The organism is Dyella japonica, from assembly GCF_040545895.1.
In the GTDB taxonomy this organism is placed as follows: Bacteria; Pseudomonadota; Gammaproteobacteria; order Xanthomonadales; family Rhodanobacteraceae; genus Dyella; species Dyella japonica_D.
This window is the reverse complement of the sequence record NZ_JBEPMU010000001.1, coordinates 756084-769514: the sequence shown is the minus strand read 5'-3', so window position 1 is coordinate 769514 and position 13431 is coordinate 756084. Positions and strand designations below refer to the sequence as shown.

Sequence of the window (13431 nt, the reverse complement as noted above, 5' to 3'; positions counted from 1 at the left end):
CACGCGGCCCACAAGGAAGCCACCACTGATGCGTCTGTTCGGACCGCTTTACGCGCGTGCACTCACGTGGGCGCGCCACCCCAGGGCTGTGTATTACCTCTGTGGCCTGAGCTTCATCGAAGCCTTCATCTTCCCGATCATGCCGGAAGTGATGCTTGCGCCGATGATGCTCGGCAAGCGTCACAAGGCGTTCTTCTACGCCAACATCAGCCTGCTGTTCTCGCTGCTCGGTTCGCTGGTCGGCTACGCGCTGGGTCACTGGGCGTTCCACGCGCTGTCGCCGCTGCTGGACAGCCTGCACCTGCTCGCGCCCATCGAGAAGGGCGTCGACAACCTGCGTCTGCAGATGAACGAGCATTGGCTGGGCCTGATGCTGGTGCTTGCACTGGCCGCGTTGCAGCCGGTGGTGCCGATGAAGTTCGTCACCTGGGCATCGGGCATCGTGGGCGTGCCGGTGATTCCGTTCTTGGTGTGCATGGCGGTGGGCCGTGGCAAGCGTGTGTGGTTGCTGGCCCTGCTTATCCGCATCTTTGGCGAGCGTGCCGAGCGCATTCTGCACAAGCACATCGAGCGGATCGGCTGGGCCGCGCTGCTGATTCTGGCTGCATTGGCAGCCTGGTGGTTCCTGTCGCGCTGAACGCCGGCCGGCAGAACGATGCGTCTGTCGGCAATGTCCGCATGAAAATGACGCGGCGCCTCGTTATGCTGCTCACATGAATGGATATCTCCGGTCACTGATCCTGACCTCCACCGTCCTGCTGGTTGCCTGCGGCACCCAGCGCTCCGTCGTTGTCGAACCTGCATCCAGCGGGTCGTCGCGCGTCGTCACGCCGGCGCCGCGTCCAACGTCGAGCGGCACTTACAAGGTGGCGAAGGGCGACACGCTGTATTCGATTGCCTTCCGCAATGGCGTGGACTTCCGCGATCTGGCCAGCTGGAACCACATCGATTCGCCGTACACCATCTGGCCGGGGCAGGAACTGAAGCTGGCTCCCGCCGATGGCAAGCCGCCCGCAGCGTCGGCCATGCACACGGCGCCGGTGGTGGCGACCGCCGTCAAACCGCCTGCGTCGACCTCACATGTCGTGACGCCCGCACCAGAATCGCAGCCAGGTGTTCAGTCGGCACCAGCTTCGACCACTAATCCTGCGGTGGTTGCAGCGCCGGCCGCAGCGACGCCGGCACACGCGTCCACGCCTGCGCCGGCCGCCAGCACCACGCCGGTGGTTCCCGTCGCCGGTGCGCCTGCCGCCACGGCCGCGAACACGCCGCCGCCGGCTCCGCCCGTGCCGGCAGCGCCCGGTGCCACGCGCAGCAACGGTGGCGTGAGCTGGCGTTGGCCGGCCGACGGCACGCTGATCAAGCGCTTCCAGTCGGGCGATGCCATTCCCGGCATCGAGATCGGCGGCAAGTCAGGCGATCCCGTACGCGCGGCGGCCGATGGCGTGGTCGTCTACAGCGGCAACGGTTTGGTTGGCTATGGCGAGCTCGTCATCGTCAAGCACAACGACAGCTACCTGTCGGCCTATGGGCACAACAGCAAGCGACTGGTGAAGGAAGGCCAGCGCGTGACCGCGGGGCAGCAGATTGCGGAAATGGGTTCGACCGGCGCGTCGCGCGACGAACTGCAGTTCCAGATCCGCAAGGACGGCAATCCGGTGGACCCGCTGGGGTATCTGCCATCGCGTTGAGTGCGAGAAAACAAGCGAGAAAACAGGGAAGAGAAGTGAGAGCGGATGGCGGTGCTCCCACTTCTCACTCCTCTCCGCTCACTCCCGCCTTTCAGCCGGCAAGATGAAAGCAGCGACCACGCGGCGGCTTTCTCCGGCCAGCAGGTCGTAGGTGCGGGCGGCGGCGGCGTTGTCCATCACTTCCACGCCCACGCCTTTCTTCAGCAGGCCGGCCATGAAGGCCTGAGCTGGGAATACCTGGCGTTCGCCGGTGCCCAGCAGGACCACTTCCGGTTTCAGCGCGAGGATGGCGTCGATATGGCCGGCATCAAGTTCGGCGGCTGTCGCAACGGGCCAGTTTTCCACCAGCTGCTCGGGCGACAGCAGGAAGCTGCGGGTGAATTCGCGGTCGACCACGGTAATGCCTCGTGCGCCTACCCGGCGCACGAAGAGGTAGCCCTCGGGTCGGTCAAGCGACAAGTCCATCGCGGTATGCCTCTTAGCGGGGCAGGGCGAGCTTGGGCTCGTCCTCGTTGCGACGGAACAGCACCACGATGTGGCCGATCTGCTGCACGCTTTCGGACTGCGTGCCCTCGGCCAGGAAATCGATCTGCTGCTGGCGCTCTTCCTTGTCGCCACCGGAGAGCTTCACCTTGACCAGTTCGTGCTGGGACAGCGCCAGGTCCAGTTCCTTGCGCACAGCCTCGGTTGCACCCTTGGCGCCCAGCAGGATGACCGGGTTCAGATCATGCGCAAGGCTACGCAGGTAGCGGCGCTGCGAAGGGGAAAGTGCCATGCGTTCAGTCTCGGATTCACTGCGATAGGACCGGTAAGGGTATCATGCAGCCATCTCCCCCGTATCCGTGGCAGTCGCCGACTCATGTCTCGCAGCAAAAGTAGTTCCCGCTGGCTGCGGGAGCACTTCGATGATCCTTATGTGAAGAAAGCCCAGGCCGAAGGCCTGCGGTCGCGCGCCGTCTTCAAGCTGGAAGAGCTGGTCGACAAGGATCGCCTGCTCAAGCCCAACATGCGCGTGGTGGACCTTGGTGCCGCGCCGGGCGGCTGGTCGCAGCTGGTGCGCCAGCGTCTGGGCGACACCGGCCACGTGGTGGCCATGGACATCCTTCCCATGCAGGGCATTGGCGGGGTGGACTTCCTTCAGGGCGACTTCCGCGAGGAATCGGTGCTGCGCGAGCTGGAAAGCCGCCTGCAAGGCCAGCAGGTCGATCTTGTGCTGTCTGATATGGCCCCCAATATGAGTGGTGTGGCCCTGGCCGATCAGATTCGGGCGATGGACCTGGCCGAGCTGGCGCTGGATTTCAGCCGTCAGTGGCTCAAGCCCGGGGGCTCGTTTCTGATCAAGTTGTTCCAGGGGACAGGTTTTGACGAATACATCCGCAGCTTGCGCGCAGACTTCACCCGCGTAACGATGCGTAAACCCAAGGCCTCCCGCGCGCGTTCGCGGGAGGTGTATGCATTGGCCGTGGGACGAAAGATCCCTGGCAGGCAATCTGGCGAGAACCGTGCATGAATGAAATGGCGAAAAACCTGCTGCTCTGGCTGATCATCGCGGTGGTGCTGCTCACCGTGTTCCAGAGCTTCAACCCGCATGGCGCCTCCTCGTCGGACCTGCCTTACAGCAGCTTCGTGCAGAGCGTGGACAACGGGAACGTGGCCTCGGCCAACATCAGTGCCGACCAGCCCGCCGCCATCAGCGGCAAGCTGAAGGATGGCAGCTCGTTCCGCACCGTCGCGCCGGTCCTGGGCTGGTCCACCAACTCGGTGGTCAAGCAGATGCAGGACAAGGGCGTGGAGGTCCGCCAGGAGCCCTCGAACAACGGCTTCTCGCTGCTGGGCCTGCTGCTCAACTGGCTGCCCATCATCCTTATCGTCGGCGTGTTCATCTGGTTCATGCGCCAGATGCAGGCTGGTGCCGGCGGTCGCGGCGCCATGAGCTTCGGCCGCTCGCGCGCCAAGCTGCAGGGCGAAGACCAGATCAAGGTGAACTTCAGCGACGTCGCCGGTTGCGACGAAGCGAAGGAAGAAGTGGGCGAGCTGGTCGAGTTCCTGCGCGATCCGGGCAAGTTCCAGAAGCTGGGCGGCAAGATTCCGCGTGGCGTGCTCATGGTTGGTCCGCCGGGCACAGGCAAGACGCTGCTGGCCAAGGCCATCGCTGGCGAAGCCAAGGTGCCGTTCTTCTCGATCTCCGGCTCGGACTTCGTCGAGATGTTCGTGGGCGTGGGCGCTAGCCGCGTGCGCGACATGTTCGAGCAGGCCAAGAAGCACGCGCCGTGCATCATCTTCATCGACGAAATCGACGCTGTCGGTCGCCATCGCGGCGCTGGCCTGGGCGGCGGTCATGACGAGCGCGAGCAGACGCTTAACCAGTTGCTGGTGGAAATGGACGGTTTCGAAGGCACCGAAGGTGTCATCGTGATCGCCGCCACCAACCGTCCCGACGTGCTCGATCCGGCGCTGCTGCGTCCGGGCCGTTTCGATCGCCAGGTGGTGGTCGGCCTGCCCGATGTGAAGGGTCGCGAGCAGATCCTCAAGGTGCACATGCGCCGCGTGCCGACCGCGCCGGACGTCGATCCGATGACCATCGCACGCGGCACGCCGGGCTTCTCCGGTGCCGATCTCGCCAACCTGGTGAACGAGGCTGCGCTGTTCGCCGCGCGCGAGAACGCCCGCGACGTGCGCATGAGCCATCTGGACAAGGCGCGCGACAAGATCCTCATGGGTGCCGAGCGCCGCTCGATGGCCATGAGCGAGGACGAGAAGAAGCTGACGGCGTATCACGAAGCCGGTCACGCCATCGTCGGTCGTCTCGTACCCGAGCACGATCCGGTCTACAAGGTCACCATCATTCCGCGCGGTCGTGCGCTGGGCGTGACGATGTACCTGCCGGAAGGCGACAAGTACAGCATGAACCGCGTGGCCATCGAGTCGCAGCTGTGCTCGCTCTACGGCGGACGCGTGGCTGAAGCGCTGATCTTTGGCGAAGACAAGGTCACCACCGGCGCATCCAACGACATCGAGCGCGCCACCAAGATGGCCCGCAACATGGCTACGAAGTGGGGCCTGTCCGACAAGCTCGGTCCGGTGACCTACGGCGAGGAAGAGGACGAAGTGTTCCTCGGCCGCGCCGTGACGCAGCACAAGAACGTCTCCAACGAGACCGCGCGCAAGATCGACGAAGAGGTGCGAGCCATCCTCGACCGCAACTACGCGCGCACCAAGCAGCTGCTGACCGACAACATCGACAAGCTGCATGTCATGGCTGACGCGCTGCTGCAGTACGAGACCATCGACGCGCGCCAGATCGACGACATCATGGCTGGCCGCGTGCCGGGCCCGCCGGCGGATTGGTCGAAGAACTCCAGCACCGGGTCCACGCCGCCGCCTCCGCCGCCGCGTGGCGACACCGGCGCCAAGGTGGGTGATCCGGCCACGCAGAGCCGTATCGCCGATCGCTGATCGCGCACTGCATGCATCGAAGAAAGGCGGCCATGTGCCGCCTTTTCTTTTGGGTGCCTCGGAATCATGTGGCGCGCTGAAGATGGCTGCGAGCGCCCGTCATTCAGCGCGAGCGGCGTATCGGAAGGGCACTTCGGTGTTGCCGGCGATGTTTCGACGTGTGCGTTTTTTTGCGCGAAGGTGTAGCCGAAAGTGAAACAGAAGGCTAAAATAAGCGGCTCGACGGAAGTGCAGTTGTCGCCGAACGTGAAGATTCTCAGACGGCGATGCAAAAAATCTGAAAAAAAGTGTTGACGCACTGCCCTCGAATCTGAATAATTCCGCTTCTCGCTTCGGCGCTTTCCACTCCGGTGGTTAAGCGACAAGGCAAAGGTTAAAAACGCGCCCGTAGCTCAGTTGGATAGAGTACCAGGCTACGAACTTGGTGGTCGGGAGTTCGAATCTCTCCGGGCGCGCCATTTGAGAGCAGGTTGTGATGTTCGCATCACGGCTTGCACCGCAAGGCAATCCATCGCCACGCGGACCGAGCGTAACATTGGAAGTTCGGTTGCTTTGATACGGATTGACTAGGCTAGGCGTCACCCGTAGCATTTCAAAGCTTCAGCCCGAAAAGGTTGAGGGTTTCGAAATCGGGGTATAGCTCAGCCTGGTAGAGCGCCAGCTTTGGGAGCTGGATGTCGGGGGTTCGAATCCCTCTGCCCCGACCATGCAGATGCTATGCACAATGTGCACAAGCGCCTGTAGCTCAACCGGATAGAGCATCGGCCTTCTAAGCCGACGGTTGCAGGTTCGATTCCTGTCGGGCGCGCCAGTTCAAGATTTGCGGTGGATGTAGCTCAGCTGGTTAGAGCATCGGATTGTGATTCCGAGGGTCGTGGGTTCGAGTCCCATCTTCCACCCCAGTTGATCGAGTAAGTACAAACAGTTTCAGGGCCGTTAGCTCAGTTGGTAGAGCAGTTGACTCTTAATCAATTGGTCGAAAGTTCGAATCTTTCACGGCCCACCAATTCGAAAGGCACCTAGAGAAATCTAGGTGCCTTTTGTTTTGCGTGCTCTTCAGTGATGCGCGATGGTGCGTGACGTCGTGTTCGGGAGTGCACGGGGTGCGCACCGCGCACGACGCGCCACGTGGTTATGCATACTGCATCTTCACCGTCATCCCGCCGTCGACGACGAAGTGTTGCCCGGTGACGAACGACGATTGCGCCGATAGCAAATAGACGGCCAAAGTACCGATGTCTTCCGGCGTGCCGACGCGGCCGGCAGGATGCTGTGCGTGATCGCGACGACTGAGCCTCGGAGCACTGCGTTCGGGTGGCGCACGCCATGCGTCGGTGGCTATCCAGCCCGGAAGAATGGCATTGGCACGCACGTCGGGGCCCGCGCTGATGGCCAGGGCGTGCGTGAAGGCGAGCAGTCCGCCCTTGGTCGCCGCATAGGCTTCGGAATCCGGCTCGGACTGCAAGGCACGTGTGGAGGCGATATTCACGATGGCGCCGCCATGACGCCGCAGTTCCGGAAGCACGTGCTTCGCGCAGAGAAATGCTCCCGTGAGATTGGTGGCCAAATAACGGTTCCATTGCTCGAGCGATAGCTCCGTGAGCGGGCCGGTATGCGGGTTGGCAATGCCCGCGTTGTTCACCAGCCCGTCGACGTGGCCGAAATGCTTGAGTGCTGCGGCCGTCCATCGCTTGACGATGGATTCGCGCGACACATCCAGCATCGCGAAGCCGGCGCGCTTGCCAACCTTCCATTCGTCGAGGCAGGCCTTGCCGGCGTCGACATTCAAGTCACCGATGAAAACGTTGCCGCCCGCGCCAAGCACCGCTTGCGCCATGCCGCGGCCGATGCCCTGTGCGCCTCCAGTGATGAGAACGGTCTTGCCTTTCAGTGGCTGGGCGTCGAAGGGCGCGATGTCAGGCGTTTTCGTCATGGACGTGTCCTGGCGGATGGGGACGAAAGCTTGGCGAATGTCGTGCATAGGCGGGGTGGACGACGTTTCCTGATGCCTTCCCAGCGACTGCTGCTCGCGCATCGTCTGCCGGGCTATCGGCCAAACGGCCTAAACCCGGAAGGCGTGGTTTTGCGGAGCGCGCTGCAAGGGTTTGCCGTTCCCTTGAGCCGGGCCGGTGTTGCCGTGGCCGCCACTTTTTCGGTGGCCGTTGCGCGAGCGTGTTTTCCTGGAATCCATGTGCGTCAAGACATAGAACGAATGGCTTTGTCAAGTTTTCTTGGGCCGTGGATATACTCGTAAGTGACGCAGTTCACATTTTGTACGCAGGGGGCCCGCCATGAAAGTTCTCTCGCTGTTCTTTGCTGTTTGCGTTGCTGTCGTGCTTTCCGGCTGCGCCACGGGGCGCGGTTCCACCGAGGCACCCAAGATCGATCCGGCCGCGCAAGCGGTATCCACGTACAAGATCGGCGTGGACGACCAGTTGCAGGTCACCGTTTGGCAGAACCCCGATCTCAGCGTCAGCGTTCCGGTAAGGCCGGACGGCAAGATCACCGTGCCGTTGATCGGCGACGTGATGGCCGGCGGCAAGACGCCGGAAGAAGTAGCGGCCGAGATCAAGGAAAAGCTGCAGTCGTACGTACGTGACCCGCAGGTGGCGGTGATCCTCACGGCGCTGCGCAGCCATGAATACCTCTCGCGCGTGCGCGTTACCGGCGCCGTGCGCACGCCCGTCTCCATTCCGTATCGACAGGGCATGACCGTGCTGGATGCAGTGCTGGCGGCCGGTGGCACCACCGAGTTCGCGGCGCCCGATCGCACGGAACTGTATCGCGAAGACAAGAACGGCGTGACCACGCCTTATGCGGTGCGTCTGGACAACGTGCTGCAGAAGGGCGACCTGGCCACCAATTACCCGGTGCAACCGGGGGATGTTGTCACCGTACCGATGCGTGCGTTCTGACGCCGCTCGCAGGGGAAGAGGGAGGACGTCGCCATGAGTGGAGAACTCAGGCCGATGGCAAGCCTTGTGCCGGCATTGATCAACGAGGCGCGTCGACGCCGCCTCGCGCTCGGTATCGCGTTTGCCTTGATCGCCTTGGCCGCACTGACGGCCGGCATGCTGTGGCCGCGCAAGTACGTCGCATCGACGACGATTCTTGCGCAGGAAAGCAGCATCATCACGCCACTGATGGAGGGCGCTGCCGCGCCCACGGCGAACAAGAATCGCGCCAACATGGCGCGCGATGTGATCTTCAGCCGCAAGGTGATGGCGAAGATCCTCGAAGCGGGCGGCTGGATGGCCACGAATCCTTCGCCGGTGGAGCAGGATCGCCTGGCCGAAGGCATCAAGTCGCGCACGCAGGTGCAGATCACGCGCGACAACCTGATCACCATCGCCTACAGCGACAACAACGCCAAGCGCACCTTTGAAGTGGCGCGTGCGTTTGCACAGCTGTTCATCAGCGAAAGCCTGGCATCGAAGCAGCGCGAAAGCCGCGAAGCCTACGAGTTCATCAATAGCCAGGTCGAGGCTTATCGCACCAAGCTTACCGATGCCGAGGACAAGCTGAAGGCGTATCGCGATGCCAACGCGGATGCGCGTCCCGGCAGCGAAGCCGACACCGCCGCGCGCATCAGCCAGCTGCGCACGCAGATCGAATCGGCGCGCATGGACATGATGGAACGCCGCTCGCAGGAAGGCTCGCTCGCCGCGCAGCTCAACGGCGAATCCGAAGTGAGCACCGTGCAGACCGCCGATGGCGTGCTGCAGATGCAGCTGGGCGAACTGCAGTCGCAGCTCAACAAGTTGCTGCTGACCTATACGGATTCCTACCCGGACGTGGTGCGCATCCGCCATCAGATCGAAGACCTGAAGAAGCAGCTGGCAGCCTCCGACCAGCGCCAGCAGGCGGCGCAACTGGCCGGCACGCCCACCACGTTGGACAACAACGTGACCTTCAATCCGGCGTACCAGCAGATCAAGACGCAGCTGGCCTCCGCACGCGCCGCCAGTGCGGCGGCGGCCGCCCGCATGGGCGCAAGTGAATCGATGCTGCAGGCCGAGTTGCAGCGTAGCGCGCGCATCGCCAACTCGGAGAACGTCACCGCCGAACTCACGCGCGACTACAACGTCAACCGCGACGTCTACCAGGATCTGCTCAAGCGCCGCGAAAACGCACGCGTGTCGATGAACCTGGACGCCGAGCAGCGCGGCCTGAACTTCCTGGTGCAGAACCCGGCCGTGATGCCGCTGTCACCGACCGGCCTGCGCTTCCTGCATTTCGGCCTCGCGGGCATGGGGCTTTCGGTGGCGCTTCCGCTGGGTCTGTTGCTTGCGCTGGTGTGGTTCGACCCGCGCGTGCGCTCCGTGTGGCAACTGGAACAGGCCATCGGAACGCCGGTGCTGGCCACGATTCCGTTCTATCCGACGCCAGGTGATCGCCGCCGCGATCGCATGCGCAACACGATCGTGGGGTTGATCGTGATCGGTGTGGGCGCCGTCTACCTCATTGCCGTCTGGATACGGCTGAAGGGATGACCATGAAGAACCTAGAAGACGACAACATGTCCGAACGCATCAGCGAAGTGCTGGAAGCGGCCGCGCACAACCTGGAACTGCGCAAGACCTCGAGCCAGTCCATCGCGCGCATGCACGAGGCGGGCGGAGCGCTGGCACCTATCCAGCTCGAACAGCGGCGCATGATTCACCGCGAGGAATCGGTGCGGCAACAATCCGATGCCTTCCGCGAGATCCGCACGCGCCTGCTCGCCATGGGCGGCAACCACAACTTCGTGACCTTGGTGGTGGCCGTGAGCCCACGCTCGGGCAGCAGTTTCGTGGCGCGTAACCTGGCCGCGGCGTTCGCGTTCGACGAAGCCAAGACCAGCCTGCTGATCGACTGCAACGTGCGCTACCCGAACCAGCACAAGGTGATGGGCGTCGAGCCGGCACGTGGCGGCTTGATCGACCTGATGGACCATCCGGCCATCGGCATCGAATCGATCATCTACCACACCGGCGTGCCGCATCTTCGCCTGATTCCCGCCGGCAAATCGCGCGAGAGCAGTAGCGAGTACTTCACCTCGCATCGCATGCGCGCGGTCATCGACTCGCTGCGTTCGCGCTATGCGGACCGCTACATCTTCCTCGATGGGCCTTCCATCAAGGGCGCGCCGGACGCGCGGATCCTCGCGGACCTCGCCGATTTCGTGGTGGTGGTGGCCGGCTATGGGAAAGACACGCCGGGCGCGATCAGCCAGGCATTGAGTCATTTCGAACCGAGCAAGCTCGCAGGAGTCGTGTTCAACCAAGCGCCCTAGACAGTTAGGGAGGGAGGCGCCGTCACAGGGTGGGATGGTGCCTCAGGGAAACGGTCAGAGGAAAGGATATGCCGGCTTACAACAGGCTCGCCCGCGCCACCATGATTGCGCTCGTCGTCGTGCCTGGCAGTGCGTGGGCTGGCGACTTCGCATATTCGGTGTTCGGCAGCGTGGAACACAGCGACAACATTGCGCTTTCCACGGAAAACCCGCAAAGCACGAACGTCTTCGTGCCCGGCGTGAACTTCGCCTACCGGCAGTTCGGCTCCACGCTCCAGGCGAACGTGGTCGGTACGGTGGAGTATCTCGACTACAGCAACAAGAATTTCGACAGCCAGCTGCTGGGCACGCTCAGTGCGCAGGCCAATTGGTCGGTGATTCCGCAACGTCTGGATTTCACCATCGAGGACGATGCCGGCGTGCAGCCGGTGGATACGCTGGCCAGTAATGCGCCCGACAACCAGCAGCAGACCAACGTGCTTTCGCTGGGACCGGTGCTGCACTTCCAGTTCAACGAAGCCACGCGCGGCCAGGCCGAGTTGAAGTACCTCAACAGCTACGCATCGAAGGTGGACGATTTCGATTCGTCCCGCGGGCTGGGCGCGTTTCGCGTGATCCGCGACGTGAACCCGACCACGCAGGTGTCGCTGAACGTGGAAGCACAGCGTGTCGACCTGAAGAACAACGGTGCCGGCCCGGACTACACGCGCAACGAGTTCTATGCGCACTACGTCCACACTTTGCGCGACTTCGACGTGGACGCCTCGCTGGGTTGGGCCTATATCGACTTCACCCACGCACCGAGCGCTTCCAAGCCGATGGCGAACGTCACGCTGGGTTGGCGGCCCAGCGTGGACAACAGCTTCAGCCTCACCGGGCGCTACGAGTATTCGGACGCCGCGCAGGACATGTTGCTGCAGCCAGGCCAGACCATCGTGGACAGCATGACCAATGTCCCGACCAATCCATTGGACCTGATCAGCGATCCCACGCGCGGCGGTATCAATACCGGGACCATGGTGGTGGATTCGCAGGTGTACCTGGACCAGAGCGTCGAGGGTACCTACAGCTACCGCGGTGACCGTCTGTCGATCACCGTACAGCCGCTTTATCGAAAGCTGTCCTACCTCAACGACACCACCTTCAACCAGAAAGAGAAGAGTGGTGCCGTCAGCGTCGAGTACAAACTGCAGCCGACGTACTTTCTCACCGCGTTCGCCAACTACCAGCACCTCGACTACACCAATATCGATCGCACGGACAAGACGAGCCGCTTCGGCTTGACGCTCAGCCACGATTTCACGCAGCGCTGGAGCTGGCGCGTCGCCTATACCAGGCAAATACGCAACAGCACCGCCGTCCAGCAGAGCTATCACGAGAACGAATTCCTCGTTTCGCTGGTGTATCACCGATGAAGGCGCGCATCGAAGCCGAACTGCCGTTCTATTTCGGCCCCGGAAGGGAGCTGTTCGGTTTCTATCATCCAGCCGCTGCGGTCACGGGCACGGCCGTGTTGCTGTGTCCTCCGTTCGGCGTGGAGCACATCCGCTGCCACCGTTTGTACCGGCAATTGGCGCACGGCTTGGCGGAGAGCGGCTTTCCGGTGCTGCGTTTCGATTACTTCGGCACCGGCGATTCCGCGGGCGACAGCAGCTCGTTCGAATGGCCGCGTTGCCTGGCGGACGTGGCGACCGCCGCGGCCGAACTGCGCAACCGTTACGGCGGCAGCCGCATGCTGGCCTTTGGTGCGCGACTGGGTGCCAATGCCGCGCTGGCCGTGGCGCAGGCGGCGCGACTGGATGGCGTGGTGGCGTGGGATGCGATTACCGATGGCGCTGCACTGGTCCGGCAGTACGACTGGATGCAGGAGGCGCTGAAGGTTGACCTGAATCGTTTCGAGGTCGCGCGACCCGATCTCGATGTAAGCACGCAATGGCCCGGCTTCGAGACGAGCGAGCGCCTGCGCTCACAGCTGCTGGGGCTTCGCCTGCTCGATCCGGGCATTTCCTCGGCATGGCTGACGTCGTCGTCGCCGGATGAGGCGTCGCGTCTGGACGAGCCCTACGCCAGTAAGCAGATCCGTGTCGACGTATCGCCGCGCTGGGACGACGTTGACAGCCTGGAGTTGGCGATTCTTTCGCATCCACTACTGGAATCCGCCAGGCGCCACCTGAAGGAGATGGCGTGATGCACGAACAGGCCTTTCGCTTCGGTGGCGCTCGGCATCTGGTCGGGGTGGTGGGCTTGCCTGCGGTGATCGAGCATGGCGTGGGCGTGATTCTTCTCAACGCGGGCATGGTGTATCGCGTGGGTCCGTTCCGTTTGCACGTGGAACTCGCACGACGATTGAACGGCCTGGGCTATCCGACGCTGCGCTTCGATCAGTCCACCATCGGCGACAGCGGTGCAAGCGGCCAGCGCCTGTCGCGGCCAGAGCAAGTGGTTGCCGATGTGCGCGATGCGATGGAGCTGCTGAAACAGCAATCGGGTTGCACGCGTTTCGTGCTGTTCGGCCTGTGTTCCGGCGCGCAGAATGCGCACTCCACCGCCTACGTTGATTCGCGCGTGGCGGGTGCGTTCTTCCTCGACGGGTACGGCCATCGCACCTTCGGCCAACGCGTGCGCCATTACCTGCCGCGCCTGTTGAGCCTTTCCGTCTGGCGCCAACGGTTCACGCGTCAGCGCATACCGGTGGCGCTGCGCCCGGTCGAACCTGCCTTCGTGGTGGAGCCGCTGCCGCCGAAAGTGGTGCGCGCGCAACTGGCCGACATGCTCCAGCGTGGGCTCAAGCTCGATTTCATCTACAGCGGCGGCGTGGCGCGCTACTTCAACCATATCCGGCAGTTTCGCGAGTGCTTCGGCCGTCTCGCCGATCACCCATGCATCAGCGTCAGTTACTTCAAGGAAGCGGACCACACCTACGTTCTCAGCAGTGACCGCCAGCGCCTGCTCGATCATGTCGCGCAGTGGATGGGTCACCACTTTCCCATCACTCGGCCAGGGTCGTGA

The 13431-nt window shown here is 63.1% G+C and carries 13 protein-coding genes and 5 tRNA genes; 15 read left to right on the top strand and 3 right to left on the bottom strand.

Going from position 1 to position 13431, the window contains the following annotated elements; genetic code table 11:
• Window positions 1-28 precede the first annotated feature (28 nt).
• Together ABIC75_RS03250 and ABIC75_RS03245 are read left to right on the top strand one after the other, a co-directional pair.
• A complete protein-coding gene (locus tag ABIC75_RS03250; RefSeq protein ID WP_354012414.1) occupies window positions 29-637 on the top strand; it encodes a YqaA family protein in 609 nt (202 codons plus the stop codon).
• Between the two features lie 76 nt (window positions 638-713).
• Window positions 714-1691: a peptidoglycan DD-metalloendopeptidase family protein gene (locus ABIC75_RS03245; RefSeq protein WP_354012413.1), complete on the top strand. Its 978-nt coding sequence runs from the start codon at window positions 714-716 to the stop codon at window positions 1689-1691.
• 78 nt (window positions 1692-1769) lie between these two features.
• On the opposite strand, the gene ABIC75_RS03240 is transcribed toward ABIC75_RS03245, so the two are convergent.
• Complete coding sequence (locus ABIC75_RS03240; RefSeq protein WP_354012412.1) at window positions 1770-2156, bottom strand: Mth938-like domain-containing protein; 387 nt, start codon at window positions 2154-2156, stop codon at window positions 1770-1772.
• A gap of 13 nt (window positions 2157-2169) precedes the next feature.
• On the bottom strand, window positions 2170-2466 hold the full coding sequence (gene yhbY / locus ABIC75_RS03235; RefSeq protein WP_354012411.1) for a ribosome assembly RNA-binding protein YhbY: 297 nt from the start codon (window positions 2464-2466) through the stop codon (window positions 2170-2172).
• An 84-nt stretch (window positions 2467-2550) separates the two neighbouring features.
• Here yhbY and rlmE point away from each other — a divergent pair, with 84 nt between their 5' ends.
• From rlmE to ABIC75_RS03200, 7 genes are all read left to right on the top strand, one after another.
• Window positions 2551-3201, top strand: a complete 651-nt coding sequence (gene rlmE, locus ABIC75_RS03230; RefSeq protein ID WP_354012410.1) for a 23S rRNA (uridine(2552)-2'-O)-methyltransferase RlmE — start codon at window positions 2551-2553, stop codon at window positions 3199-3201.
• Entirely contained in the window at window positions 3198-5147 is a 1950-nt protein-coding gene (ftsH, locus tag ABIC75_RS03225) for an ATP-dependent zinc metalloprotease FtsH (protein ID WP_354012409.1), read from the top strand. The genes rlmE and ftsH overlap by 4 nt, the downstream gene beginning before the upstream one ends.
• A 381-nt stretch (window positions 5148-5528) precedes the next feature.
• A tRNA-Arg gene (locus tag ABIC75_RS03220) sits at window positions 5529-5605 on the top strand.
• Window positions 5606-5777: 172 nt separating this feature from the next.
• Window positions 5778-5854: transfer RNA gene (locus ABIC75_RS03215), tRNA-Pro, on the top strand.
• A gap of 27 nt (window positions 5855-5881) precedes the next feature.
• Window positions 5882-5958 (top strand) — tRNA-Arg (locus tag ABIC75_RS03210).
• 14 nt (window positions 5959-5972) lie between these two features.
• Window positions 5973-6049: transfer RNA gene (locus ABIC75_RS03205), tRNA-His, on the top strand.
• A 28-nt stretch (window positions 6050-6077) separates the two neighbouring features.
• Window positions 6078-6153: transfer RNA gene (locus ABIC75_RS03200), tRNA-Lys, on the top strand.
• A 126-nt stretch (window positions 6154-6279) separates the two neighbouring features.
• Here ABIC75_RS03200 and ABIC75_RS03195 read toward each other — a convergent pair.
• Entirely contained in the window at window positions 6280-7080 is an 801-nt protein-coding gene (locus tag ABIC75_RS03195) for a glucose 1-dehydrogenase (protein ID WP_354012408.1), read from the bottom strand.
• Window positions 7081-7438: 358 nt separating this feature from the next.
• Between ABIC75_RS03195 and ABIC75_RS03190 the strand changes: the two genes are divergently transcribed.
• The 6 genes from ABIC75_RS03190 to ABIC75_RS03165 all read left to right on the top strand — a co-directional run bounded on the left by ABIC75_RS03190 (window position 7439) and on the right by ABIC75_RS03165 (window position 13431).
• Window positions 7439-8062, top strand: coding sequence for an XrtA/PEP-CTERM system exopolysaccharide export protein (locus ABIC75_RS03190; RefSeq protein ID WP_354012407.1), 624 nt, complete (start codon window positions 7439-7441; stop codon window positions 8060-8062).
• Between the two features lie 54 nt (window positions 8063-8116).
• Window positions 8117-9640: an XrtA system polysaccharide chain length determinant gene (locus tag ABIC75_RS03185; RefSeq protein ID WP_354012406.1), complete on the top strand. Its 1524-nt coding sequence runs from the start codon at window positions 8117-8119 to the stop codon at window positions 9638-9640.
• A gap of 2 nt (window positions 9641-9642) precedes the next feature.
• Window positions 9643-10422, top strand: a complete 780-nt coding sequence (locus ABIC75_RS03180; protein ID WP_354012405.1) for a polysaccharide biosynthesis protein — start codon at window positions 9643-9645, stop codon at window positions 10420-10422.
• A gap of 68 nt (window positions 10423-10490) precedes the next feature.
• Entirely contained in the window at window positions 10491-11837 is a 1347-nt protein-coding gene (locus ABIC75_RS03175) for an outer membrane beta-barrel protein (protein WP_354012404.1), read from the top strand.
• Window positions 11834-12610, top strand: a complete 777-nt coding sequence (locus ABIC75_RS03170; RefSeq protein WP_354012403.1) for a serine aminopeptidase domain-containing protein — start codon at window positions 11834-11836, stop codon at window positions 12608-12610. The genes ABIC75_RS03175 and ABIC75_RS03170 overlap by 4 nt, the downstream gene beginning before the upstream one ends.
• Entirely contained in the window at window positions 12610-13431 is an 822-nt protein-coding gene (locus ABIC75_RS03165; RefSeq protein WP_354013056.1) for an alpha/beta hydrolase, read from the top strand. Before ABIC75_RS03170 ends, ABIC75_RS03165 begins: the two co-directional genes overlap by 1 nt.

Coding starts and splice junctions, on each gene's coding strand:
- ABIC75_RS03250 (WP_354012414.1), top strand. CDS start 29: ATGCGTCTGTTCGGACCGCTTTACGCGCGTGCACTCACGTGGGCGCGC.
- ABIC75_RS03245 (WP_354012413.1), top strand. CDS start 714: ATGAATGGATATCTCCGGTCACTGATCCTGACCTCCACCGTCCTGCTG.
- ABIC75_RS03240 (WP_354012412.1), bottom strand. CDS start 2,156: ATGGACTTGTCGCTTGACCGACCCGAGGGCTACCTCTTCGTGCGCCGG.
- yhbY (WP_354012411.1), bottom strand. CDS start 2,466: ATGGCACTTTCCCCTTCGCAGCGCCGCTACCTGCGTAGCCTTGCGCAT.
- rlmE (WP_354012410.1), top strand. CDS start 2,551: ATGTCTCGCAGCAAAAGTAGTTCCCGCTGGCTGCGGGAGCACTTCGAT.
- ftsH (WP_354012409.1), top strand. CDS start 3,198: ATGAATGAAATGGCGAAAAACCTGCTGCTCTGGCTGATCATCGCGGTG.
- ABIC75_RS03195 (WP_354012408.1), bottom strand. CDS start 7,080: ATGACGAAAACGCCTGACATCGCGCCCTTCGACGCCCAGCCACTGAAA.
- ABIC75_RS03190 (WP_354012407.1), top strand. CDS start 7,439: ATGAAAGTTCTCTCGCTGTTCTTTGCTGTTTGCGTTGCTGTCGTGCTT.
- ABIC75_RS03185 (WP_354012406.1), top strand. CDS start 8,117: ATGGCAAGCCTTGTGCCGGCATTGATCAACGAGGCGCGTCGACGCCGC.
- ABIC75_RS03180 (WP_354012405.1), top strand. CDS start 9,643: ATGAAGAACCTAGAAGACGACAACATGTCCGAACGCATCAGCGAAGTG.
- ABIC75_RS03175 (WP_354012404.1), top strand. CDS start 10,491: ATGCCGGCTTACAACAGGCTCGCCCGCGCCACCATGATTGCGCTCGTC.
- ABIC75_RS03170 (WP_354012403.1), top strand. CDS start 11,834: ATGAAGGCGCGCATCGAAGCCGAACTGCCGTTCTATTTCGGCCCCGGA.
- ABIC75_RS03165 (WP_354013056.1), top strand. CDS start 12,610: ATGCACGAACAGGCCTTTCGCTTCGGTGGCGCTCGGCATCTGGTCGGG.